We start from the raw sequence: 23,383 nt of genomic DNA, 5'->3' as shown, positions 1-23,383 counted from the left end.
CGGGGCCGCCGTGGCCAGCTTGGAGGAGAACACGGGACGTATGAGGCGGTTGAAACGTCGTCAGCGAAGCATCGCACACTGCGTCGGCCTGGGCCTGTGCGCGGCGTTGATCTCCGGGGGCCTCCCCGCGCGGGCGGAGCCGAGCGCCGCCGACAAGGCGGCGGCGGAGGCGCTCTTCGACGCGGCGCTCGACCTGATGAAGCAGGGGCGCAGCGCGGAGGCGTGCCCGAGGCTGGAGCAGAGCCAGCGCATCGATCCGGGCATCGGCACGCTCCTCTACCTGGCCGAGTGTTACGAGAACACCGGCCGCACGGCGAGCGCCTGGGCCACGTTCCGGCAGGCCATGTCGGAGTCCCAGGCCGCGGGGCAAGCCGACCGCGCCCGCAAGGCGCAGGCGAGGGCGGCCCGGCTGGAGCCGGGCCTGTCGAAGCTGAGCATCGGCGTCGCGGCCGAGAACCTCGCGATCGAGGGGTTCAAGGTGCGCTCCGCCGGAAAGGCCGTCGATCCTGCGGTCTTCGGCGTCGCGCTCCCCGTGGATCCGGGCGAGATCGCGATCGAGGCGAGCGCCCCGGGCCACGAGACCTGGACGACGACCGTGAAGCTCGGGGGCGACAACAAGGGCCCAGCGAGCGTCGATGTCCCGGCGCTCAAGCGGATCGAGGGGTCGCCGACTGCGCCCCTCGAGCCGCCGCCCGCCCAGGGGACAGGCCCCGCGCCGGCGCGCGGCGCCCCTGCGCCGGCGCCGGCGCAGGCGGCGTCCGGGGGCCACACGACGCGCTTGATCGGCCTCGTCGTGGGCGGCGCGGGCGTCGTGGGCCTCGGCGTCGGGACGTTCTTCGGCGTGAAGGCCATCTCGAAGAACAGCGACGCGGAGGGCTACTGCAAGGGCGGCAGCACGTGCGAGGACGAGCGCGGCGTCACGCTGACCGAGGAGGCCAAGAGCGCCGCCACCGTGTCGAACGTCGCGTTCGGGCTCGGCGCGGCGGCGGCGATCGGCGGCGCCGTCCTCGTGTTCGTCGTCGCGCCGAGGCAGACCCCGCCCGTCCAGGTGGGAGCGTTCGTGGACGCGCGCAATGTCGGGTTGCGCGTGGGAGGTACGTTCGAATGAGACGCATGACAGGGCTCCTGTCGCTCGCCCTGCTCGCCCCGCTCTCGAGCCTCGCGTGGCTCGGCTGCCAGGCCATCGCCGGCATCGAGGACCGCACCTTCGACCCGGGCGGCGCGGAGACGGGGGGCGGGCAGGCGCCTGTGAGCGAGCAATGCGCGTCGTACTGCGCCGACGTGATGGCGAACTGCACGGGAGAGCACCAGGTCTATGCCACGCTGGAGACCTGCCAGGGCGTGTGCGCGCTGCTCCCGGAGGGCGATCCCCTGGAGCCCGTGGACAACACGGTCGCGTGCCGCGCCCGCCAGGCGGAGCTGGCGGGGGCCACGGGCGAGGTCGAGGTGCACTGTCCAGCGGCCGGCCCGGGCGGCGGCGGCGAGTGCGGGAGCAACTGCGAGAGCTACTGCGCGCTGCGGGCCGCGGCGTGCACGCTCGAGGTCCCCACGGAGGAGGACTGCGTCGCCATGTGCGCGGGGCTCAAGGACGTGGACATGTTCGACGTCATCGAGAACCACGACGGCGACACGCTGCAGTGCCGCCTCGTGCACGTGAGCTCCGCGACGGTGGACCCCGAGGAGCACTGCCCGCACGCGAGCCTGACGCCCGTGCAGCCCTGCGCCGATCCGGACGGGACCGAGCCGAGCTGCGAGGACTTCTGCCAGGTGGTCATGACGTCGTGCACGGGTGATCTGGCCGTCTACGAGTCGAGAGCGCAGTGCCTCGCGGTCTGCGCGGCGCTCCCTCCCGGCGGGGCGGAGGACCGGACCGAGAACACCGTGGGCTGCCGCAAGTACCACGCTTACAGCGCCATGCTGGCGCCGACGACCCACTGCCCGCACACGGGGCCGGGCGGAGACGGCCATTGCGGGGTCGAGGAGCCGGGCTCGGGCGTGACAGGCAACTGCGTGTCGTACTGCACGCTCTTCGAAGCGGCCTGCAAGGAGGCCCTCGGCGAGGCGTACGAGGGCTGGGGCGCGGAGTGCCAGAGCGAGTGCAGCACGATGGCGGGAGCCGCCCATGATTCCCACTACTCCGTGGCGAGCGCCGAGGGCGGCGACACGGTCTCTTGCCGGCTGCTCCACGTGAGCCGCGCGTTCGAGAACCCGGAGGAGTGCACCGCGCTGGCCGACGGGACCGCCTGCCCGTAACGGCCCGCGGTGGGCCCAACGCATTCAGGAGGGCGGGTCGGCGGTTCCGGGGCATAAGGGTTAACCAAGCTCGTTCGGTCACGCTCAGGGCACGAAGCCCTCCCCTTCTCCTCGGCACCAACGATCACCAACGTGAACGTGAACGTTTACGTGGTCGTGAACGTTTACGTGGTCGTGAACGTTTACGTGGTCGTGGTCGTGGTCGTTCACGGCTTACCGTTGACGACCACGACCACGACCACGACCACGACCACGACCACGACTACGACTACGACTACGACCACGTAAACGTTCGGATGTAGAAGAACGCGGCGCGAAGGCTGGTTAACGCATATGGGGGTTCCGGGGGCGGGTCGAGCCACTCGATACTCCCCCGATGAGGCGACAAGGCAAGCACCCGCGCCCCGCCGTGGGAACGTGCCGTGATCCTGCTACCCAGGGCGAGGCCTCGCCGCGCGTGCGTGCGATGGATTAGTAATCCCGGCGGCAGAGGGCGGCGGACGAAGGAGGGGCTGTCAGGCCATGAAGAGAGCGGAAGCGAGACGGTGGCTACCCCTTGTCGTGCTCGGGCTGGCGGCGGCGGGGATCCTGGGCCTCTTGTTGTGGCTCCGCGCCGCAGAGCCGCCGCCGGACGGCCCCGCACCTCCGGCGAGCGCCGCTTCGACGCGGGGAGCGCGGCGCCTCCGCGCGAGGGACGCGCCGCCCCCGAAGCTCGGGAGCATCGCGGGGCGGGTCGCCAATGCGGCCGGCTCGCCCGTCGCCGGAGCGCTGGTGTGCGCCGGCGCGAGCGGCGGCGCGGGCGGCCTGACGCCGTTCGATCTGGGCGAGCCGACATGCGCGCCCGCAGGAGAGGACGGCCGCTACCAGATCGCGGATCTCTCCCCCGCGCGCCTGACGATCTTCGCCTCGGCGCCGGGCCACCGCCCCGCGAGCTACACCTCCCCTGCCCCGGACCGCGCCGGCTGGCTCGATCTCCGCCAGGGAGAGGCGCGCACCGGCGTCGATCTGACGCTCGTCCGCGGCGGCGTCGAGGTCCGGGGCCACGTCAAGGACGTCAGCGGCGGGCCCATCGCCGGGGCGCTCGTCATGATTCATGGCTTCCTGGGGTCGCACCAGGGCGCCGCGGTGACCCGCTCCGACGCAGAGGGCTCCTTCTCCGCGTGGACCGAGGAGGGATACTGCCTGGCGCGCGCCACCGCCGACGGGTATGCCGAGGGGTCGCAGCACGGCATGGCGCCGGGGCCGCCGCTCGAGATCTTGCTGACGCCCGGCTCGGTGATCGAGGGGCGGGTCGTCGAGGCGGGGTCGGGCGAGCCGATCGCCGGCGCGAAGATCAGTCCCGGGATGGAGCAGCGGTGGGGCCCCGGGGAGGTGAAACCCGCGTCGAGCGACGCGGAGGGGCGCTTCCGCATCCCAGGGCTGGCGCCCGGGCGCTACAAGCCCACGGCGCGCGCCGCGGGCGGATATGGCCAGGCGCGCGCGAGCGTGGTGCTCGGGATCGGTCAGACCTCGAGCGAGGTGGTGATCGAGATGCACCCCGCCAGCAGCGTGGCTGGCCGCGTGGAGGTCGCGCCCGGGGGCGGGCCCTGCGCGAGCGGCTCCGTCACCCTGTTTCACGAAGGGAGCGGCTGGCTCCCCGCTGTCCTCGAGGCCGACGGTTCAGCGCGCTTCGAGGGGGTGCTGCCCGGCTCGTACCAGGTGATGGTGCTCTGCCAGGATCACGCGTCGGAGCCGACCTACCCCGCCGTGGAGGTCGGCGAGGCGGACGTCGAGGGCCTCGTGTGGACCGTCCGCGCCGGGCTGTCGCTCCGGGGCCGGGTGGTGGACCGCGAGGACAAGCCCGTGCGCGCCATGGTCCACGCGAGCCCGACCGACATGAGGGCGATGCTGCCCGGCCCCGTCGGGCAGAGCGATGACGACGGCCGCTTCGTGCTCCGGGGGCTCCTCCCCGGCAAGCACAGGGTCATGGCGCACTCGAACGATCACATTCCGCCCGAACCGGTCGAGGTCGAGCTCGTCGATGAGCGCGCTCCCGAGATCACCCTCGTGATGGATAGCGGGGGCAGCGTCGAGGGCACGGTGATCGATGAGGACCGCCGCCCCGTTGCAGGCGCGGACGTCATGCTGAGCGCGCAGCAGCCCGGGTGGAACGGCCCTCCGAGAAAGTCCCTCGCGGACGGGACCTTCGTGATCAAGGGGGTCGCGCCGGGCGCGTATCGGATCTGGGCCATGCAGGGGGGTATGCCCATGAGGGCGCCAGGCCAGGTCGGCGACGGCGACCCCGGGGTCGCCGTGAACGTGAAGGCAGGGGCGGCCGCGCGCGTGAGCCTGGTCGTGGAGCGCCAGAACGGCGAGATCCACGGGCGCGTCATCGACGGGAGCGGCAGGCCGGTGGCGGACGCGTTCGTCAATGTTCAGCGAGAGCCCGAGGGCGCGGGAGAGCCGGGCGCTCCGGCCCCTCCACCCCCACCGCTGGAGAGCATGGGGCCCTACGCGCCGGTGCTCACCGATCCCGACGGGGAGTTCGTGATCGGGAACCTGGGCCGGGGCACGTACACGGTCCAGGCGCAGCGCCGCGGAGGAGGCCGCGCCGCCGTCGAGCACGTCCATATCGGCGACACCGTGACGCTCACGATCCAGGAGACTGGCACCGTCTCCGGCGCTGTCTCCCGCCCCGGCGGCGCGCCGCCCGATCAGTTCACGATCCGCGTCACGGGCCGCGAAGCGCCGTTCTTCCGGAGCGAGTCCTTCTCGTTCACGGACGGGGCCTGGACGATGAGCGATCTGCCGGCGGGCAAGTACGATATCGCAGCCGACGCCCCGGAGGGGACGGCCACGGGGGAGGTGACGCTCGCGCAGGGGGAGCAGCGGAGCGGGGTGGTGCTCACGCTCGCCGGGCGCGTCGCCATCCGGGGTCAGGTGGTGTCCCTGGAGGACGGCGCGCCCATGGCCGGGGTGACCGTGCACGCGTACCCGCGCGCCGGCGGAATCGCGCCCTCTCCGGTGCAGCAACGCGAGGTCACGGACGGGGCGGGTCATTTTCACCTCGACCGTGTCCCCAGAGGTCCCCTCGTGCTCATGCTCATGCCCGCGGACCCGATGAGCTCGGCGTTCGACGCGGCGATGATCCCGGTCGATGTGGAACCGGGCGCGGAGACCGACGTCGGGCGGTTGCTCATGGCGAAGCGCCGGGTGAAGCAGGACGAGCCGCCCGGCGATCTCGGGTTCACGGTCGAGCCGCCCCGGTCGCCGATGGAGATGGCCATGCGGCCGCACAAGGTGATCGAGGTGCGCCCCGGCGGTCCGGCCGCGGCGGCGGGCCTGCAGGTGGGGGACGTGATCGTCTCGGTGGACGGCCACGATGTCACCGGCAAGCTGGGGTATCTGGTTGGGTCCCTGATCCGCGTGCCCGCGGGGACCCAGGTGACCCTCGGGCTCTCGCGCGGGGCGAGCGTGGCCCTCGTGGCCGCGGCGATGCCGCCACCCCCGGGCGTCGGGCCAGGCGGCATCGAAGCCGCGCCCGGGCCACCGTAGGCGCCGGCCGCTACCTCTCGACGGCAGGCGCATGGAAGAGCTCGCCGCTCGGGCTCTCGGCGGCGGGCGTCGGGGCGGCGCTACCCTTCCCCCATGAACGCACCGCCGCTGCCGCGCCTGCGCGCCGTGGACCTGAACCTGCTCACGGTGCTGGACGTCGTGCTCACCGAGCGCAACGTGACGCGAGCGGCCGAGCGACTCGGCATGACGCAGCCGGCCGTGAGCAGCGCCCTCGGCCGGCTGCGGCTCCTGTTCAACGACGATCTCTTCGTGCGTCGCGGCAAGGAGATGGCCCCGACGCCGCGCGCCCTCGCGCTCGCCGGCCCGATCCGCAAGGCGCTCGACCTGATCCATGCCTCATTCGCCCATACAGGCGCCTTCGATTGCACGGCGAGCCGCACCTTCAGGCTGGGGATCAGCGACCTCGGAGAGGCCATCCTCTTGCCTCGTTTTCTGCAGTGGCTCGAGCAGCTCGGCGCCCGCGTCCGGCTCGATATCTGCCGCGAGCCCGGGGCCTCGCTGCAGAACGAGATGCGGCTCGGCAAGGTCGAGCTCGTCCTGGATCACATCGTCATCCCGGGCGACGAGTTCCGGCGAACGCGCGTGCTCGACGTCGAGCTCGTCTCGCTGGTGCGCCAGGATCATCCGACCGTGGGCCCCTCGCTGACCCTCGACGAGTACATGGCGCTCGAGCACGTCATCATCGAGCCGCGCGAGGGCCAGACCAACCTGGCAGAGCAAATTCAGGCCCTCGTCGGGCGATCGCGGTGCGTGCGGGCGCAGGTCCCCCGCTATCTCTCGATGCCGTTCATCGTCTCGCAGTCGAACCTCGTCTGCACGTTGCCGCTCCCCCTGGCGCGGCTGTTCGAGCAGCACTTCCCCGTGCGGGTGGTGAGCTGTCCGCTCCCCATCCAGCCGATCCCGCTGTTCATGATGTGGCATGCCTGTCAGGACGGCGACCCGGCCCACGAGTGGCTGCGGCGATCCCTCATCGAGCTCTGCAGCCGCATCTGACGCGTCCCCGGCGGGCGAGCTCGACCCAGAGGGAGACGGGCGGCCGTGGATTCGGCGGAATATTCACGCCGGCAATCTGCCTCATACCATTTCTTGATTGGGCTTTTCGGGGGGGCCGCCCCCATGAAGCCGCGTACGAGAGGGAAACATAACATCGTGAAGGCTATCTCATTCGGCGGCCGGACGAGCGGTCGAGCCGGCACACTCCATGTCCTGGGCAGCGATCGCGCGGCCCGTATCGAGGCCGGGGAAACGCTGCTCAGCGCAGCCGTACGCGGGAACATTTCATTTCCACACATGTGCAACGCGGGCGAGTGTGGCACCTGCAAGTGCCGCCTCATCAGAGGCCATATCCGCCTCAAGAGCGATATCTCGCGCCACGTCGCGCCCGAGGAGCTCTCTGCCGGCTTCGTCCTCGCCTGCCAGAGCCTGGCCGTGTCGGAGGACGTGGCGGTCGAGGTCCCTGGGACGGGCCGCGGGCGCTCGACGCGTCCAGCGCCGGTGCAGATCGACGCGAGCGTCGCGCGCGTGACGCCGCTCTCGCCCAGCGTCCTCGCGCTCGAGGTCGACCTCACCGCGGAGGTCGACTACGTGGCCGGGCAGGTTGCACAGCTCACGGTGCCCGGCGTACCGGGGCTCGACAAGCCGCGCTGCTACTCCTTCGCCGAGGCGCCGGATCGCGCCTCGCCGCGAAGGGCGCTCTTTCATGTCCGCCACGTGCCGGGCGGGGCCTTCACCGATTGGCTCTTCGGGGCCGATCGCACGGGCGCGCGCCTGTGCTTCTCGGGGCCACACGGCACCTTCCGCTACCACGAGGCCGATCGGCCGCTCCTCTGCGTGGCAGGAGGCACCGGGCTCTCTCCGATCAAGGCGATCCTGGAGCAGGGGATCTCGGACGGGCTCGCCCGAGACGTGACGCTGGTCGTAGGCGCGCGCACCCGGCAGGATCTCTATGCGCTCGACGCCATTGCCTCGATCAAGAAGCGATGGCGAGGTCGATTCGTCTTCGTGCCCGTGCTCTCGCAAGAGCCCGAAGGCTCGAGCTGGACAGGGCGGAAGGGGCACGTCACCGACTACCTTCGTGGGGTCGCCGCGGGCCACGCCGATTGCGCGGCCTACGTGTGCGGGCCGCCCGGGATGATCGACGCCGCGCTCGACGTGCTGCGCGGCGAGATTCCGCCGAAGCACTTGCATCACGATAGATTCCTGGACCGCGGCTCGGTGGCTGGCGCCGCCTCTGCGGTCGCCTGAGCCCGGCCACCACGCTCGAAAGGAGAGCCCTCATGATCATCCACAGCACGATGTTCGTCCTCGTTCTCCTCGCGCTCTTTGCCGCCCTCGAGGTCGCGTTCGGCCTGTACCGGCGCCCAGGCGTGCTCACCATGCGGGAGCTCGGCGCGAGCCTCCTGTCCGTCGGCGCCTACCTCGTGATCCGCGGCGCGTCCTTCGTCGCCGTGATCTGGGCGCTCGGATCGCTCTGGCCCGGCTCGGAGGACGCGCTCGCGGACGTGAGCCCCTGGCTGGTCTTGCCGGTCTACCTGCTACTCGATGAATACGGGCTGTACTGGGTGCACCGCCTGAGCCATGAACGGCCCTGGCTCTGGCGGATCCACAAGCCGCACCACGTGCCGCGCAACATGAACATCGCGGTCACGTACCGCGAAAACTGGCTATGGGACGTCCTGGTACCAGGCACATGGCTGGCCCCGCTCGTCGTCTGGCTCGGCCACCCGGGCGCCTACGTCGTGGGATTGGCCTTCAGGACGCTGATCGCGCTGATGGAGCACAGCGATCTCCGCTGGGACCTGCATCTCCAGCAGAGCCGCTTCACGCGTCCTGTCATGCGGGTGCTCGAGCGCATCGTCTCGCTTCCCGACACGCACCATGTGCACCACGGGGTCGGCCGCTTCGGCAATGCCATGAAGAACTATGGCGCCACCCTCGTCTGCTTCGATTGGCTCCATGGCACGCTGATGATCCCGCACGCGCGCCAGGAGGGCTTCGGGCTGCCCGAGGGCGCGCCGGTCGAGCCGTGGGCCGAGCAGCTCTTCTGGCCGTTCGTGCGCTCGACGAAGGACGAGAGGGCGGATCGTCGCCGCCTGATCGAACAGACATCGCCGACAGCCGACCTCGCCATGGCGGAGGCGGTGATTACCACGGTCGATGGCCGCGCTGTCGTCGTGCGATGAGCCCTGCCAGGCGCTCGCCCGCCGCGCGCCGCCTCACGGCAGCGCAGCGAGCGCCCCTCACGGCGGCGTGACGAACGACGCCGGCCCCGCCACGGCGGGAGACGGATCCTTCCTGTAGCGCTCTGCCAGCAACTCGCGCCGGTCCGCCGTCCAGCCGTTCTTCGGCGACGCCGCCTGCACGAGCGCCTCCAGCGCGAGCCGGCGCAGCCGCGGATCGGCGCTCCCCCGCAGCTCCTGCTCGAGCTGCGACGGGTGGACGCAGCCGTGCACCGCGGACATCGCCGCGACCATCGCGTCGTGGTGCAAGAGGTCCCGCCGGCCGAGCTCCGCGAGCGCCTGCCCGAGCGCCTTCCACGGGAGCAGGCGCGCCGCGAGCCCCAGGTACTGGGGCACGGCCAGGGCATCCGCCTTGAGCGCGGCGAGCAGGCCCTCCCCGACGGCGACGTGGTGCTTCGCGGCGTACGGGCCGAGCCGCGCCGTGAGCGCGGGAAGGAACGCCACGAGGTGCCGGCGCCTCGGCAAGAGCTCCGCGAGCCGCTGGACGACGGTCGCGACCTCCCCATGCTGCATCCTGGCGAGCGCCGCGGACAGCGCCTCCGCCGCCTCCTCGGGCGCGGGCGCGGCCATGTGCTCGAGCAGCCGGCGAAAGAGCGACCGCGCGTCGTCCCGGAGCGGCAGGTGCGCGGCGCGCCGCAGCAGATCGAGCCGCGCCTCCGGCTCCGCCCGCCCGAGGATCGCGGCGAGCAGGTCCACCACGCGCCGCTCGGCCTCGGTCGACAGCCTGCCGAGCGGGATGTCCGCGAGCTTCGAGGCCACGATCCAGTCGGGATCCCGGGCGGCGCGGCCGAAGACGTCCCAGGTCTCGGGCTTGTCCAGGTGGTCCCAGAGCGCCCGGAGCAGCGCGATCCGCACGTCGCGGTGGGTCTTCGGGCCGTCCAGCCGGAGCAGGTCCCGGTAGGCGTCGTCGCCGCCCAGCTCGCCGAGCAGGCGCACGACCTCCTTGGCCACGGTCACCTTCGTTGTCGGCACCGCCCGGAGCTCGGCGAGCACCCGCTCCCGGGACATCTCGGCGAAGGCCTTCCGGAGCGCGTAGATCGCCCAGCGCGCGCGATCGTCGCCCAGGCACTCGATCAGGACGGGGACGCCCTGGCCTGCGTCGAGCCACGGCAGGCCCCGGATGGCCATCTCGCGCAGGGGCGGCCTCGGATCGGAGGCGAACGGGGTGACCGCCGAGGCGTCGACGTACGCGAGCCGGACCAGCGCGGAGATCGCGAACCGCAGCGTGGGGACGTCGCTGGTCTCGTCGCCGAGCAGCCCGCGGAGGCCGGCGGCATAGCTCTCCTGCTGCCTCGCCGTCCAGCGGCCGTGGCCTCCGCCGAAATCGAGCACCCAGCGCGTCTTGCCCGTCGCGAACCTGCCGGTCATGGGCTGCGTCCGGTCGAGCAGGGGGCCCAGGAGATCCTGGCGCCTCTGGCTCACGTGCCGGGCGACGGCGCCGATCAGCACGAAGCTCCTGTCCTCGCCCAGCAGCGCGGGAACGAGCCGCGCGAACCGCGGCCTGTCGTGGGCGCGCAGGAGGCCGAGCGCGCCCGCCGCGACGCCGACGAACGGGAGCTCGCGGGACAGCCGCTCGAGCGCCTCGAGCAGCGGCGTGACCACAGCGAGGCGGATGCCGAGGCTCTGCGCGAGCGAGAGCACCGCCCCTGCCCGCTCGCCGGTGCACCACGCGCCCGCGAGCTGCGCGAGCGCCGGGCTGAGCCGCTCGGCCTCCGCCCGGGTCAGCCCCTCTCCGAGGCCCGCCGTCGAGACCGAGCCGCGCACCGCGAGGATCTTCGCGATCCAGCGCGCCCCCCACGCCCCGTCGATGCGGAACAGGCGGACCACGAGCCGCTCGACGGCCGAGGCCGTGGCGTGGGACAGGTCCGCGGCGTCGAGCGCGTCCTGCGCCACGGCGCCCACGGCCTCCAGGTGCTCCTGCGCGAACCTGCCGATGGGCAGCGCGGCGAGGGCGCCGAGCATCGCCCGCCGCACCGGATCCTGCTCGAACTTGCGGGCGCGCACGTTCGCGAGGGCGTCCGCGAGCGCGCCCCGGTCGTGCAGGACGCTCGCGACGAGCAGCGCCTGCGCCTTCGCCCGCTCTTCGCCCTCCGGGTGCCCGAGGAGCGGCGCGAGCACCTCCTTGGCCTCGGCGAAGGAGAGGAGGCGCGCGTAGCTCATCCGCCGCTCCGGCTTCGAGACGAGCGACGGGCAGCTCGAGAGGTGCCGCCTCGCCTCGCGCTCGCGCAGGTCGCGAGGCAGCGCGTCGAGCACCTCGGGCGCGATCGATCCGTCGGCGGCCTGCGCCGCGCAGGACCACCGCTCGAAGGCCCGCTCCCGGAGCGCCTGCTCTTCGGCCGACTCGGCCTTCACGTAGCGGAACAGGAAGGCGCCGAAGCCCCCTCGCCCTCCGAGCAGGAAGGCCCGCAGGACCGCCTTCTGGTCGTCGGGACGCAGTCGCAGGAACCACCGCGGGCCCCGCTTGCCGTCGCTCAGCGCGCCCCAGGCGTGGCGGATGAGGTACTCGAGGCGCTCGGCGCCGAGGGCGGGCGCGCCCTTGTCGAAGCGCACCACCTCGAAGGCGCCGGGCGGCCGCGCGGGTCGTCCGCTCTCGTGGCGCGCCTTGAGGAGGTCGAACGTGGCGGCCGGGCGCGATCGGGCGAGCAAGCGCAGCGGGCCCGCGAGGAACGAGGGCTCCTCGCCGCGCTCGAAGAGGGCCTGGATCAGCGGGAGCGCCGCGTCGGGCGCGCGCCTGGCGAGCGGGACGAGCAGCGGCGCGAGGCGGTAGCGCTGGCGGACGTCGAGGGACGGGGAGCGGGCGATCGCCTCCCCGAACCAGCGCGCCGCGGCCGCGGGGTGCCTCACGCCGAGCCGATCGAGGCAGCTCGGGCCGCCCGCCTCGTCGATGGCGCGCCGGTGCGCCGACACGAGCGCCTCGGAGCCGAACGGGAGCAGATCTACGATCAGGGGATCGCGCCCCGCCTGCATGCGCGCGCCGAGGAAGGCGTCCACGGCGGCCTGGCGCTTCCGCCGCGCGAGCTGGGCGACGGTGCGCCGGAGGGTGCGCCGCTCGAGGAGGGCGCCGAGCGCCGCGAGCGCCTGCGCGTCGTCGCAGAAGCGGGCGATCATGCGGCTTGCGCGCCGCCGCACGGAGCGGGACGGGTCGGAGACGGCCGCGACGACGCGCGCGCCGTCGCCCGAGCCGTAGACGCTCATCAACGCGAGGAGGCGCTCGTAGGGCTGAGCGCTCTTCCAGAGCGCGCCGAGGAGCGCGCTTGCGCCGGCGTCGCCGCGCGCGGCGGCGCGGCCCAGCTCCACCACGCGGCGGACACGGTCGTGGTGCGTTTGCGGCTCGAGCTCGGCGAGGAAGGAAGCGGCGTCCATGGAGGGCGATCATAGCGCCCCGGGGCCGGAGGCTCGCAAGGCCGAGCGCGGCGACGCTGCGGAGCGTCGACACCCTCCGGTTTGAGATTCACCTCTCCCGGGAGGCTGTCGACACCCTCCGGTTTAAGCTTCACCTCTCCCGGGAGGCTGTCGACACCCTCCGGTTTAAGCTTCACCTCTCCCGGGAGGCTGTCGACACCCTCCGGTTTAAGCTTCACCTCTCCCGGGAGGCTGTCGACACCCTCCGGTTTAAGCTTCACCTCTCCCGGGAGGCTGTCGACAGCTTCGGGCCGCGACAGGTCAACCCGGGTCGGGTCGCGCGCGGCTCACTTCCAGTTGACGGTGGCCCAGCCGCGGGCAGGGACGCTGAACTGGAGCTTCTTGGAGGCCACGCTGAGGGTGGTCGTCTTCGCGGAGCTGCCGGAGTTGTAGATGACCGTGACGATGGTGCCGTCAGGGTTCTTGAAGGCCAGCGCGTCCCCGCCGGTCGTGTTGACGCGCATCGCTCCAGGATCGACGTACTGGGAGACGTGGCGGAAGACGTAGTAGGCAGGGGTCAGTATCAGCTCCTTCGTGTCGGCTTTCACGTTGAGGAGCGCGTTCTGGGGCCACGGCCGCTGCGAGTCGATGTTCTTGCCCACTGGGTCCAGCACCATGTTCCACGCGTTGTACGAGTTCACCCCCGCCTTGATCCAGTCGCGGATGAGCCCCCAGCTCTCCTGCCCGTAGGCGTGATCGTTCGCTGCCGTGGTCGGGTTGAACACCGGCACCCCCGGCGGGTTCCAGTTGTAGTTGCCGCACTGGTGCTCCGTTTGCACGATCGGCAGGTTGCGCGATTTCAGGCCGGCTGCGCTGCCCCGCATGTTCCACTGCAGCCCGAAGCCCTTGACGTACTTCATCGCGGTGGCATCGCCGGTCACGGCGCTGAGGATCCCCGGGTCCGCCGCGTCATTGGACATCGTGCCGAGGAAGATCTGAGCCTTGATCCCGCGCTCTTCGAACAGCGGCCCGAGGTAGGTGCCGATGAACTTGGCCATGAGCTGCCCCGTCCACGCGCAGCTCGGATACCTCGTCTCGTAGGTCGGCTCGTTCTGGGGGTGGACCGCCTCGATGGTCATGCCCTCTGCGGCGTACGCCTCCACGAACTTCGCGAAGTACAGGGCATGTGCCTTCAGGGTGTTCGCGTCGTCCTTCATCTTGCCACCGTCGAAGGCGCCGTTGCTCTTCATCCAGGTGGGGGGCGTCCAGGGGCTGGCCCAGAGGTGGAGGCCGGGCCTCACGGCGAGCGCCGCCTTGATGTACGGGATCAATTTCTCCTTGTCCCGCGCGATGGAGAAGCTCTCCATCGTGAAATCATCCTTCTTCTCGTCGAGGCTATAGCGATCCATCGCATAGTCGCTGGCCCCCATGGGGATGCGCCCGTAGGCGAACCCTGCGCCCTCGTCCTTGTCGAAGAGAAGCTTGATGGCTCGCTGCCGGTCGGACTCGCTGAGCATCGAGAGCATGTTCCAGCCCATCTCGTTGAACGAGCCGCCGAAGCCATCCCATCGCTGCTGCGTTGCCGCGTCATCGACGGTCACGTCGGCATTGCCGCTCGTCACTTCCGTCGGCGTCCCGATCTTCCAGTACTCGTTCGCGCCCGAGGTGATCAGCGTGGGCTCGACCACGTCGGGGTCACCGCCGGTCCCGGTGGACGAGCCGCCAGAACCCCCGTCTCCACCCGGATCGCCGCCGGCACCGCTCGAACCCGTCGCGCCACCCGTCCCTTCGCCGCTGCCTGTCGTCGCGCTCCCGTTGCCGCTCGTGCTCCCGGTGCCGCTCGTGCTCCCGTTGCCGCTCGTACTCCCGTTGCCGCCCGTGCTCCCGCTACTGCCCGCACCCGCACCCGGGCCGCCCGAGCTCTCGGGTTCTTCCGGGCCGCTCGAAGAACCGCAACCCACCAGGAGAAACGCGAGCAATATGCCGACGGTCGAAGCTCGTGCCCTGTTCATCACAAAAATCCTCCATCCCAGGAGTGCAACCCCTTGGCGGTGCCTGCAGCAGGCGTCAGAAAGTGGCCGTCCTATATGCCCAGAAGGCCCCACGGTGATCGGGCGGGTGGGATAAAAGGCGGCAAGCTTCACGTCGATGACCCGGCGCACGCACGCGCCATGCGCTCGCGTCACGCCTCCCGTACCGAAGGTCCCGCGTCGACGTCGCGGATGGCACGGCGGCACGCCTTCCAGATCGTGCACAGCGGATCCAACCCGGCCGTACGATTGCTGGGTTTCGATGCGCGTGATAGCGTCGGCCCCCGATGCGAACCGCGGTTTTCGCCCTCGCCCTCCTGGCCGGTTGCGGGGGCGCATCCGGGGCGGCGCCCGGCGCGGCCCTCTCCCCCTCCTACGCGTCGAGCCTGGGCTCCACGTCGGCGAGCATGCCCAGCATGCTGCCCGCGCCGGCGTTGCCCAGTCGGGGGGCGGTCCAGGCCGATCTGGTCGTCCGCCCCGACGTGCTCGTCCTCAGCTTCGCGCTCCAGGAGACCGACGCCGATCCGCAGCGCGCCCTCACCGCGGCGAAGGCTTCGGTGGAGGACCTGGGGCGACAGCTCACGGAGGCGACCGCCGGCGCATCCACGGTGAAGATGCTTGGCGCATCGTTCACCGCAGTCTTCCCCGACAAGGCAGAGAGCGATGGCGACGCCGTATCGGCCGCCGTCGACGGCGTGATCGAGGTACGCCTCGCCCCCGAGCTCGACTTCTGGGCGAGGAGCCGGCTGGCCGCGGCCGTGGCGCAGGTCCGGCGCGACGTGAGCGCCGCGGTCCAGGCCGCGAAGGACGGGCGGCGCGGGGCCACCTTCGGGCAGCCTCGGGCCGAGGTGAAGGAGCCGGAGGGGCACCGCGCGCAGCTGACCGAGCAATGGGTCCGGAGGGCTCGGTCGTTCGCGGAGGCGGCGCAGGCGGCGTCGGCGCCGCTCTCGCTCGTGGACTGCGCGCCGCCGGGAGCCATCGAGCAGCGGCCCATCTCGCTCGTCGAGGTGGGGCTCTCGCTGTCGGTCGCGTGCCGCCTGGACGCGCTCTCCGCAGAACCGAAGCGCGACTGACGGACTGCGGCGGCTCACCCCCCGGACATCCGTCGTCGGGCAGGACGTCACCCGGCGATCAGCCGGAACACGGGGAGCTCTGGCCGGCACGTGAACCGCACAGGCAAGACGCTCGTGCCGACACCGCGGCTCACGTACACCCTGCCATGGGCCGTGTCGTACATACCCGAGCGAAATCGGCCCGATCCAGGCGGAACCCACACCGCCGTTCCGAGCGCTCGGATCTGCCCTCCATGCGTATGCCCCGCGAGGCCCAGGTCGAAGCGCGGCGCGCCGGGAGAGAGCGCCTCGAAGATGCCGGGCGCGTGCGTGAGAAAGAGCCGAGCCGGAGCGGATGGCACGTTCGTCAGGGCGGCGCGCAGGTCGTGGTTCCCGCTGCAGAAATCGTCCGTCGCGACGACGGAGAGGCCGCGCTTCAGCAGCACCGACTCGTTCCCGAGGAGCCTGGCTCCGGCGCGCGCGTACACCTCGCTCAGCCTTTGCAAGGGGACGTGCCCCCAGTGTTCCCAGTTGCCGACGGTGGCGAGGACCTCCCGCCCCGGCGCGGCGAGCCTGCGGCAGAACTCCTCCAGCGCGCCGAGCGAGCCCTCGCCCTCGATCGAGTCGCCGGTCAGCACGACGAGATCGGGCGCCAGCCTGCGGATGGCGTCGATGGCCTTCTCGTGCACACCGCCGAGCGCGCGCAGGTGGATGTCGGAGAGGTGAGCGATCCGAAACCCCTGAAGCGCGGCCGGGAGCCGCGGAATCGGGACATCGTGCTCGGCGACATCGAGCCACGAAGGTTCGATGGCGATCCCATCGAAGGCGGCAATTCCAGCAGCGCAGCAGCTGGCGTGGAGGAACGCTCGACGGGTGACCGGTCGGACCATCCCGGAACCTTAGCAAACTCAGCTCGAGGGCCGCGGCTTGCGCGTGAGCTGGACCAGCCGCTCCGGGGAATCGAGCCCGGGATCGGGGCCGTCGAGATCCTCCAGCACGAGCTCGAACAGCCCGTTGTCGAACGGCCTCCCCGCGGCCGGCTCGGCCGGCACGAGGCGCTCGCGCTTGCCCTGCGCGGCCAGCGTGCGCGCGCGGAAGTGGCAGTACGGGTTGTTCCCCGGCCGCCCGAAGAGCGCGTGCGCCGTGAAGCTGCACCCGCCCATGCACACCTCCGCGAACGCGCAGCTCCGGCAGAAGCCCCAGAGATCGTCGGCCGTGCGCGCCCTCGCGAACGCGAGGCGCGGCGCCTCGTCCCAGATCTCCTGGAGCGCGCGCCCGCGCAGGTTGCCGCCCACGTACGCATCGCTCTGGAGCGACGGGCAGCCCTTCACCGCGCCGTCGGACTCGATCCCCAGCACCAGCTTCCCGGCCTGACAGCCGCGAAAGTGGTCGCGGCCGCCCTCGCGCAGCGAGCGCAAGAGCGCCTCCTCCGGGCCGAAGTAGCCCAGGTTGTTGCCGGGCATCACCGTGATCCCGTCCTGGAAGGCCCGCCGCTTCAGCGCGGCGATGCGCGGGAGCACGTCGAGCAGATCGTAGGGCTGGAGCAACATCGCCGGCCTGTCGGCCGCGCGCCCGAGCGCCGCGGTGATCTGCACCTGCCACGCCTTGATCCCCTGCTCCCGGAGCAGGTCGTAGAGCGCCTCTAGATCGCCCTGGTTCACCCGGTTGAGGTTGGTGTTGGCCGCGGTGAGCAGCCCCGCGCCCCGGAGGTGCCCGAGCGCCGAGAGCGCGCTCCGGTGGCTGCCCGGGGCCTTGCGGATGAGGTCGTGGGCGCGCTCCAGCCCGTCGACGCTGACCGAGACGCTGTGCAGGCCGGCCTCCTTCATCTGCGCCGCGATCTCCGCGGTGATCCCGCGCCCCCCGGTGGTCATGGTCGGCCGCACGCCCGCGGCCTTGAGCGCCGCGATGATCTCCAGAAAGCCGTCGTGCAGGTAGGCCTCGCCGCCGATGAGCACCACCTCGCGGGCGCCCATCGCCGCGAGCTGCCGCACCACGCCCAGCGCCTCCTCGGTGCCGAGCTCCGAGGGCCGCGCAGCCCCTGCCCGGGAGCCGCAGTGCCGACAGGGCTGATCGCAGCGGAGCGTCAGCTCCCAGACGACGTACGCCGGGAAATACTCGCCGGGAACCACATCGAGACGGCGCAGCGCCATGCCCGAGCCTACCGCGAAGTCCGCCGCCGGCTCCTGCGCTCCTGCGCCCTTTCGACGCGCGGGGGATGGTGACCTGTGCACGCGCGCGCCGGGCCGCTGCGCCATTCCCCTCCATTTTCCTTGCGTGGCGCCTGGGCGCCTCGCCATAGAATGGGAGGGTTCGACCTCCCTGGCTCGGCCTTCCGACGTGCGCCAGGGCTCGGCCGCATGGCTCAAAGGCGGAGATCCTCATGCTCACCCTCGGCGCTTGTCCTTGCTGCGATGGCTTCGTTCCCCCGGGCGCTTCCGCCTGCCCGCATTGCGGCGCGACGGCCACGGCCGAGCGCGTCACCTGCGCGCAGGCGCGCCACGGGATGGCGAGCAGGCTGCTCGCGGTGGCGTCGGGCGGCATGATGGCTGTCACGCTGATGGCCTGCTACGGCATGCCCCCGTGCGACGGGCCGGCGACCGACAGCGACGGCGACGGCTACCAGGCGACATGCGAGGGCTACGGGCCCGAGGAGGACTGCGACGACGGCGATCCGGACATCCACCCCGGGGCGACGGACGTGGCAGGTGACAGCATCGATCAGGACTGCAGCGGCGACGACACCCCGCTCGGCACCGGCGGCGGGGGCGGCAGCGGCACCGCAGGCGGCGGCGCCCCTTGACGCTCGACGACCTCCTCCTCGTGCTCTGACACGTTTCTGCTGAATCGGTCGGATCCGGGGTTCCCTCTGCAGGCCGGTGGTGGGGTACCTACCCGATCTTGCCGAAATGATGGAGCCGCCAAGACGCCATAAGACGCCAAGATTCTTCATGATGGAGCCGCCAAGACGCCATAAGACGCCAAGATTCTTAAATTTCCTTGGCGTCTTATGGCGTCTTGGCGGCTAAAAAGACCTCACCTTCGGCCAAAGCACCTCACCACCTACAGTCCGAGGGAATCGTCGTCCCCTTACGAGGCTGAGGCCCATTCGGACAACACACGGCTGACGCGCTCGAGATACCCCCCCTCGCGCACGATCTCCTGGTATCCCGGCACCGCGCCGACCCACTCCCGCATGCGCACGTTCGACACGTCGGTGAGATACATCGTGGGAAGCCCCATGAGCGCGGGCCCATCCATGCCTGCAGTCGTGACGCCGAGCTGACCGACGAGGTCGTGCGTGCGCTTCAAGTGCTCGAAGAACTGCAGCTGCGCCCGGCGCATGTCGAGCTGCCGGAAGGTGGGGTCCTTCCAGAAGAGCGTCATGTCGACCGCGCCGTCGGGGACCTGTGCGCCTCGAAGCGCGTCGCCGGTCAAGACAGGCACGAGCCCTGCACGTTGAACGAGGTCCGTCAGCTCCAGGAGCTCGGCGAGCGTCGTGTTGCGGTGCGGGTGATGGAGCCCCTCGCGGATCCAGAGCAGCACCTTCTTCCGGCGTGACTCTCCCGCGCGCGCTTCCGCGAGCCTGCGATCGACCCAGGCGATCACCGATCCCGGAATCGGCGCGTCCCCGAGGAACGCCGCGCGGAGCCTCCGCTGGGCGGACGACGGCTCGGCCTTGAAGGCGCGCGCGACGATCTCCGTCGTCTGCTTCACCGCGCGCGGGCGCGAGCGGTGCGTCTGAAGGTGATCGCTCAGGCCAGCATCGCGCAGAAACGCCTCGGCTTGCGGTGTCCCCGGCTTGCCTGGCTCGACCTGGATGGCCGCGCCCGCGAGGACGGCGGCCGCGGCGACATACCACCCCTCGCCGAACGAAAAGCCGCTGTCCGTGTGGAACGTATACGCGTGGTTTCGCTCCTCGACGATCCTGCGCGCGGCGCGAGCGGCGGCCTCGGCCTCGTGAGCCGCCGCGCGCGCCGCGCGGGCGACCTTGGACCGCGGAGAGCCGCCCTCGAGCTCTGACGCGCTGATCGCGGCCGCGCGGGCCGAGGCCTCTGCGACGGCCACGATCGCCTCCACGCGCCGCCACCCGTCGTCGCAAGCGTCGCGCGTCGGAGCGCGCTGCGCGCTCAACGAGAGCTGGCCCGCTCCGTGGAGCGCGTCTGCTGCCCGCGCCGCGTGAGCCCGCGCCAGCGTCGAACGGGCGCCGCTCGCCGTCGCGAGCATTCGCTCTGTCCCAGCGGCGACTTCAAGTTCCTGGAGGGCGGCGCGCTCCTGCTCGGCGGCGGCCAGCGCGCGATCCGCCTGCTCGATCGCGCGTTCGAGCAGACGCCGGTAGCGCTCGCGCTGCCCTAGCTCATGCAATGTGGTCGCCAGGGCGAGCGCCGCGTCGAGGCTGCGTTCGGCGTCGCGCTCGATATGCTGCGCGGCGAGCGTCTCGGCGACAACCACTCCCATGCACACTGGCTCGAGTCCCTCGAACATCGTGACCTACGCCGGGCCGCCAGACCGGTCAAGCGCTATCGCCCGCTCGGTGTTCCGCGTCGATCAAGCTATCACGGATTTCCCAGAATACGTGCTCGCGCGCGGGGACGAGCCGCCGGGCGCTCGCAGCTGGAACGCCGGCGCGGTTGAGCACCGGCGGCCCGCGTCCAGCAAAGTTCAGTTAGGATATCCGGGGATGTTCATCTCCATCGCGTAGAGCGACGCGCCCGCCGTGATGTAAAGGGTCTTTCGATCGGCCCCGCCGAACGCGACGTTCGACACCTCGCCCATCCCCGTGATCGAGCCGAGCCTCGCGCCGCTCGGCGCGAGGACATCCATGCCGTCGCGCCACGCGATGTAGATATTGCCCGCGCAGTCGACGCCCATGCCGTCGGCCTTCGGCAGGTTCGCTGCGAAATCGGACGAGGCGCCGGGCGCTCCTTCGGCGCTCAGCGGATAACGACGGATCCGGCCGGGGGTGAACTCGGTCACGTACAGCACGCTCTCGTCCGGCGAGAGCGCGACGCCGTTGGGGGTTTCCAGCGTGCCGATGAGGCTCACCGCGCCCGACGGGGACACGCGGTAAGCTGCTGTCGGCAGCTCCGGCCTGCCGGCGCTGAGCTGAAAATCGGGATCGGTGAAGTAGACGTTGCCGTCGCTCCGCGCGACGACATCGTTCGGGGAGCTGAACCGCTTGCCCATGTACGACCCGGCGACCTCGCGCCGCGCCTTCGTGCCGAGATCGAACACGGAGATGCTGCGCGTGTCGTGGGTACATGCGATGAGGTTCCCGTCGCTGTGGAGGCCGAGCCCGTTCGTCCCGCTGTTCTCGAGGAACACCTCGATCGTGCCCGGCGGCGTGAGCTTCTGGATCTTCGCCTTCGGGCCGTTGAGGGGCGGAGTGTTCTGCGACTGCATGTTGATCTCCGAGAAGAACAGCGCCCCGAGCTCGGCGACCCAGACCGGGCCCTCGACGTACGTGAACCCCCCTCTGACCAGCTGCGGCCTGCCGTTCGCCGGCAGCGGATTGGCCGCGTACGGGCCGCCCGGGCAGACGGCCGACACGTCATCACCGCCGCCTGCTCCGGCGCCGCCTGCTCCGGCGCCGCCCGCCCCGGCGCCGCCCGCCCCGGCGCCGCCCGCCCCGGCGCCGCCGCTGCCGCTCCCCGCCGCAGCGCCGCCGCTGCCGCTGCCGCTCCCCGCCGTGGCGCTGCTCGCGCCCGCGCCCGCGCTGCCCGCGCTGGTGCCGCTCGAGGTCGTGGTACCCACGCTGCCCGCAGAGCCGCTCGACTCGCCGGCCCCGACATCACTGGAGGATCCACCTCCGCCCTCCGACTCGAGCGGGTCGTCGCCGCCGCAGCCGTTCGCCGCAACGAGCACAATCCAAGAGACAACGAGCGAATACCTGGCCTTCATAAGCAAGCTCCTCCAAGCGCCCCGGATGGTGTGCCGATCGGGCGCGCCCATCATCGTCAGCTCGCCTCGCGCCGCAAGGGCCGAGGTGACCGAACGGCACAGCACGTCGATCGCGAGCTCCGCCTGGCCAGGAACGGGCTTGCCGCGGTGCGCCGCGAACGGCGGCGGCGGGCGAGGAGGCAACCGACGGTCCGCAGCGATAGGATGCAGCAACATCATGAAAATTGCTGTTTACGGCTTCGGATCCATCGGCGGCTTGCTGGGCGCCCGGCTGGCGACGGCCGGCTGCGACGTCAGCGCCGTCGCGCGCGGAGAGAACCTCGCCGCCTTGCAGAGGCGCGGCTTGCTGCTGCAAGTCGATGGAGAGATCACCCGCGTGCCGATCCGCGCGGCGCAGGATCCGGCCGCGCTCGGCGCGCAGGACGTCGTGATCATCGCGGTCAAGGCCACCGCGCTTGCCGACGTCGCCGCGCGCATCGCGCCGCTGCTCCGCGAGGACACGATCGTCGTCCCCGCGATGAACGGCGTGCCGTGGTGGTTCTTCGCCCCCGAGAACGTGCCGTATGCCGGAGCTCGGCTCCAGTCGCTCGATCCCGGCGACGTCGTGCCGCGCGCCATCCGGCTCCGCCAGGTGATCGGCTGCGTCGTGCACCTGTCGGGTTCAAGCCCGGAACCGGGGCTGGTGCGCGTCGGCCCCGGCAACCACCTGCTCCTCGGCGAGCCGGCCGGCGGACATTCGGACCGGGTGAGCGCGCTTGTCGAGCTGCTGCGGCGCGCCGGCTTCGAGGCCAAGGCCAGCGCCGACATCCGGACCGACATCTGGTACAAGCTGTGGGGCAACATGACGATGAACCCGGTGTCTGTGCTCACCGGAGCGACGTGCGATCGGATACTCGACGATCCGCTGGTGCGCGGCTTCTGCCTTCACGCGATGCAGGAAGCGGCGGCGATCGGCGATAGGATCGGTTGCCCGATCGCGCAGAGCGGAGAAGACCGGATGGAGGTCACGCGCAGGCTCGGCGCGTTCAAGACATCGATGCTGCAGGACGCGGAAGCGGGCAAGTCGCTGGAGATCGATGCGCTGGTGACCGTGGTCCATGAGATAGGCAAGCTGACCGGCGTGCCGACGCCGACCATCGATAGCCTGCTCGGCCTCGTGCGCCTGTGCGGCCGCACGCGCGGCTTGTATGCCGGATGAGCCAATCGTCGCTCAGGGCCGGGCTCCACCGCAGTCGCCCGGACAATTGCAGTCGTTCTCACCCGCGCCGCAGGCGCCGTCGCCGCATCTCGCGCAGAGGTGCGCGTCGGGCGCCGTTGTCACGCACGCACCGTCGACGCGCTCCATGCTCGCGATGGGCGTGAGACCCGGGCAGCAGGTCGTGAACGACTTGCTCGACGCCATCCCTCCCTCGCCCGAGCAGTGCGACGCAAGCGCTGCGCACGAGCCGTCGGCTTGCTGGACATACCCGGGCAAGCAGTCGCACTGCAGCCTCCGGGGGCGCAGCACCGGCACCGTGCCGGCGGGGCCTCTCGGCCCGAGCTGAACGGTAGCCGCGTCCGGAGACCGCGCCGGCGCAGCGCCATCCGGGCTCGCCGGCGGCGGGGGGCTGGCTCCCTCCGGCGCCGTCGGCCCCGCGGGAGGCGTGGCGATCTTGCCGTCGGGCGTCTGGGACTCGATGGGGATCCAGTCGACGATCTGGCCGTCCGGCGTGACCGTGGTGGCCACGACGTGCTTGCGGGGAGGCCGAGGCGTCCCCCCCGGCGCGCAGGGGTTGTCAGCGCCCGGGCGAGGGCGATCCGCCGGGTCGGGCTCCCTGGCGGCGCAGGCCGTGGCGAGGAGCAGCAGGGGGCACAGGAGCAGAACGAGCGCGTGCATGGGCATGGAAACACGGGAGCCCCCGGGATCTTACGGCGCCACGCCGCTTGCGGCGGCGGAACGGTGCGAATCGGCGCGAAACGGCGGCAGAGCGGCAGGCGTCGCGCGGGTGCCTCGGGGATGACGCAGCGTCGGGGG

Annotated in this window: 17 protein-coding genes; 10 read left to right on the top strand and 7 right to left on the bottom strand. The window is 71.5% G+C overall.

Annotated features, from left to right (window positions below; all coding sequences use genetic code 11):
- Positions 1-40: 40 nt before the first annotated feature.
- The 7 genes from POL72_RS36955 (at position 41) to POL72_RS36925 (ending at position 8,990) form a co-directional block, all read left to right on the top strand.
- A complete protein-coding gene (locus POL72_RS36955) occupies positions 41-1,108 on the top strand; it encodes a tetratricopeptide repeat protein (protein ID WP_272101514.1) in 1,068 nt (355 codons plus the stop codon).
- Positions 1,105-2,253: a hypothetical protein gene (locus POL72_RS36950; protein WP_272101513.1), complete on the top strand. Its 1,149-nt coding sequence runs from the start codon at positions 1,105-1,107 to the stop codon at positions 2,251-2,253. The genes POL72_RS36955 and POL72_RS36950 overlap by 4 nt, the downstream gene beginning before the upstream one ends.
- A gap of 132 nt (positions 2,254-2,385) precedes the next feature.
- The gene (locus POL72_RS36945; protein WP_272101512.1) at positions 2,386-2,541 is read left to right on the top strand and encodes a hypothetical protein; all 156 of its coding nucleotides are present in this window, start codon (positions 2,386-2,388) and stop codon (positions 2,539-2,541) included.
- Between the two features lie 234 nt (positions 2,542-2,775).
- Positions 2,776-5,787 (top strand): carboxypeptidase regulatory-like domain-containing protein, encoded by a 3,012-nt coding sequence (locus tag POL72_RS36940; RefSeq protein ID WP_272101511.1) that lies wholly within the window; start codon positions 2,776-2,778, stop codon positions 5,785-5,787.
- A 93-nt stretch (positions 5,788-5,880) separates the two neighbouring features.
- A complete protein-coding gene (locus POL72_RS36935; protein WP_272101510.1) occupies positions 5,881-6,801 on the top strand; it encodes a LysR family transcriptional regulator in 921 nt (306 codons plus the stop codon).
- Between the two features lie 156 nt (positions 6,802-6,957).
- Positions 6,958-8,052 (top strand): 2Fe-2S iron-sulfur cluster-binding protein, encoded by a 1,095-nt coding sequence (locus POL72_RS36930; protein WP_272101509.1) that lies wholly within the window; start codon positions 6,958-6,960, stop codon positions 8,050-8,052.
- A gap of 32 nt (positions 8,053-8,084) precedes the next feature.
- Positions 8,085-8,990 carry a sterol desaturase family protein gene (locus POL72_RS36925; RefSeq protein ID WP_272101508.1) on the top strand — a complete coding sequence of 302 codons (906 nt, stop codon included), beginning with the start codon at positions 8,085-8,087 and terminating at the stop codon, positions 8,988-8,990.
- 57 nt (positions 8,991-9,047) lie between these two features.
- On the opposite strand, the gene POL72_RS36920 is transcribed toward POL72_RS36925, so the two are convergent.
- Both POL72_RS36920 and POL72_RS36915 read right to left on the bottom strand, forming a co-directional pair.
- On the bottom strand, positions 9,048-12,410 hold the full coding sequence (locus POL72_RS36920; RefSeq protein ID WP_272101506.1) for a HEAT repeat domain-containing protein: 3,363 nt from the start codon (positions 12,408-12,410) through the stop codon (positions 9,048-9,050).
- Positions 12,411-12,736: 326 nt separating this feature from the next.
- Positions 12,737-14,401, bottom strand: a complete 1,665-nt coding sequence (locus POL72_RS36915) for a glycoside hydrolase family 30 protein (RefSeq protein WP_272101505.1) — start codon at positions 14,399-14,401, stop codon at positions 12,737-12,739.
- Positions 14,402-14,706: 305 nt separating this feature from the next.
- On the opposite strand from POL72_RS36915, the gene POL72_RS36910 reads away from it, so the two are divergent.
- Positions 14,707-15,492, top strand: a complete 786-nt coding sequence (locus POL72_RS36910) for a hypothetical protein (RefSeq protein ID WP_272101504.1) — start codon at positions 14,707-14,709, stop codon at positions 15,490-15,492.
- A 47-nt stretch (positions 15,493-15,539) separates the two neighbouring features.
- On the opposite strand, the gene POL72_RS36905 is transcribed toward POL72_RS36910, so the two are convergent.
- Together POL72_RS36905 and POL72_RS36900 are read right to left on the bottom strand one after the other, a co-directional pair.
- Positions 15,540-16,361, bottom strand: a complete 822-nt coding sequence (locus POL72_RS36905) for a metallophosphoesterase (protein ID WP_272101503.1) — start codon at positions 16,359-16,361, stop codon at positions 15,540-15,542.
- Between the two features lie 18 nt (positions 16,362-16,379).
- Complete coding sequence (locus POL72_RS36900; protein WP_272101502.1) at positions 16,380-17,621, bottom strand: radical SAM/SPASM domain-containing protein; 1,242 nt, start codon at positions 17,619-17,621, stop codon at positions 16,380-16,382.
- A gap of 230 nt (positions 17,622-17,851) precedes the next feature.
- Between POL72_RS36900 and POL72_RS36895 the strand changes: the two genes are divergently transcribed.
- Positions 17,852-18,271, top strand: a complete 420-nt coding sequence (locus tag POL72_RS36895; RefSeq protein ID WP_272101501.1) for a putative metal-binding motif-containing protein — start codon at positions 17,852-17,854, stop codon at positions 18,269-18,271.
- 287 nt (positions 18,272-18,558) lie between these two features.
- Here the strand turns inward: POL72_RS36895 and POL72_RS36890 are convergent, their stop codons facing one another.
- Together POL72_RS36890 and POL72_RS36885 are read right to left on the bottom strand one after the other, a co-directional pair.
- Positions 18,559-19,926 carry a hypothetical protein gene (locus tag POL72_RS36890; RefSeq protein ID WP_272101500.1) on the bottom strand — a complete coding sequence of 456 codons (1,368 nt, stop codon included), beginning with the start codon at positions 19,924-19,926 and terminating at the stop codon, positions 18,559-18,561.
- A 204-nt stretch (positions 19,927-20,130) separates the two neighbouring features.
- Positions 20,131-21,369 carry an SMP-30/gluconolactonase/LRE family protein gene (locus POL72_RS36885; protein ID WP_272101499.1) on the bottom strand — a complete coding sequence of 413 codons (1,239 nt, stop codon included), beginning with the start codon at positions 21,367-21,369 and terminating at the stop codon, positions 20,131-20,133.
- A 217-nt stretch (positions 21,370-21,586) separates the two neighbouring features.
- Here POL72_RS36885 and POL72_RS36880 point away from each other — a divergent pair, with 217 nt between their 5' ends.
- Positions 21,587-22,567 carry a 2-dehydropantoate 2-reductase gene (locus tag POL72_RS36880; protein WP_272101498.1) on the top strand — a complete coding sequence of 327 codons (981 nt, stop codon included), beginning with the start codon at positions 21,587-21,589 and terminating at the stop codon, positions 22,565-22,567.
- Between the two features lie 12 nt (positions 22,568-22,579).
- Here POL72_RS36880 and POL72_RS36875 read toward each other — a convergent pair whose 3' ends face one another.
- Positions 22,580-23,245 (bottom strand): hypothetical protein, encoded by a 666-nt coding sequence (locus POL72_RS36875; RefSeq protein WP_272101497.1) that lies wholly within the window; start codon positions 23,243-23,245, stop codon positions 22,580-22,582.
- Positions 23,246-23,383: the final 138 nt, after the last annotated feature.

This window comes from Sorangium aterium (assembly GCF_028368935.1).
GTDB classification, from domain to species: Bacteria; Myxococcota_A; Polyangia; order Polyangiales; family Polyangiaceae; genus Sorangium; species Sorangium atrum.
The sequence above is the reverse complement of the archived record's forward strand: the minus strand, read 5'-3'. Positions and strand labels throughout refer to the sequence as shown.

What these genes read in the sequence shown, in the direction of transcription:
- POL72_RS36890 (WP_272101500.1), bottom strand. Translation starts at nt 19,926, where the DNA reads ATGGGAGTGGTTGTCGCCGAGACGCTCGCCGCGCAGCATATCGAGCGC.
- POL72_RS36880 (WP_272101498.1), top strand. Translation starts at nt 21,587, where the DNA reads ATGAAAATTGCTGTTTACGGCTTCGGATCCATCGGCGGCTTGCTGGGC.
- POL72_RS36910 (WP_272101504.1), top strand. Translation starts at nt 14,707, where the DNA reads ATGCGAACCGCGGTTTTCGCCCTCGCCCTCCTGGCCGGTTGCGGGGGC.
- POL72_RS36925 (WP_272101508.1), top strand. Translation starts at nt 8,085, where the DNA reads ATGATCATCCACAGCACGATGTTCGTCCTCGTTCTCCTCGCGCTCTTT.
- POL72_RS36905 (WP_272101503.1), bottom strand. Translation starts at nt 16,361, where the DNA reads ATGGTCCGACCGGTCACCCGTCGAGCGTTCCTCCACGCCAGCTGCTGC.
- POL72_RS36915 (WP_272101505.1), bottom strand. Translation starts at nt 14,401, where the DNA reads ATGAACAGGGCACGAGCTTCGACCGTCGGCATATTGCTCGCGTTTCTC.
- POL72_RS36940 (WP_272101511.1), top strand. Translation starts at nt 2,776, where the DNA reads ATGAAGAGAGCGGAAGCGAGACGGTGGCTACCCCTTGTCGTGCTCGGG.
- POL72_RS36900 (WP_272101502.1), bottom strand. Translation starts at nt 17,621, where the DNA reads ATGGCGCTGCGCCGTCTCGATGTGGTTCCCGGCGAGTATTTCCCGGCG.
- POL72_RS36895 (WP_272101501.1), top strand. Translation starts at nt 17,852, where the DNA reads ATGCTCACCCTCGGCGCTTGTCCTTGCTGCGATGGCTTCGTTCCCCCG.
- POL72_RS36950 (WP_272101513.1), top strand. Translation starts at nt 1,105, where the DNA reads ATGAGACGCATGACAGGGCTCCTGTCGCTCGCCCTGCTCGCCCCGCTC.
- POL72_RS36875 (WP_272101497.1), bottom strand. Translation starts at nt 23,245, where the DNA reads ATGCACGCGCTCGTTCTGCTCCTGTGCCCCCTGCTGCTCCTCGCCACG.
- POL72_RS36935 (WP_272101510.1), top strand. Translation starts at nt 5,881, where the DNA reads ATGAACGCACCGCCGCTGCCGCGCCTGCGCGCCGTGGACCTGAACCTG.
- POL72_RS36955 (WP_272101514.1), top strand. Translation starts at nt 41, where the DNA reads ATGAGGCGGTTGAAACGTCGTCAGCGAAGCATCGCACACTGCGTCGGC.
- POL72_RS36885 (WP_272101499.1), bottom strand. Translation starts at nt 21,369, where the DNA reads ATGAAGGCCAGGTATTCGCTCGTTGTCTCTTGGATTGTGCTCGTTGCG.
- POL72_RS36920 (WP_272101506.1), bottom strand. Translation starts at nt 12,410, where the DNA reads ATGGACGCCGCTTCCTTCCTCGCCGAGCTCGAGCCGCAAACGCACCAC.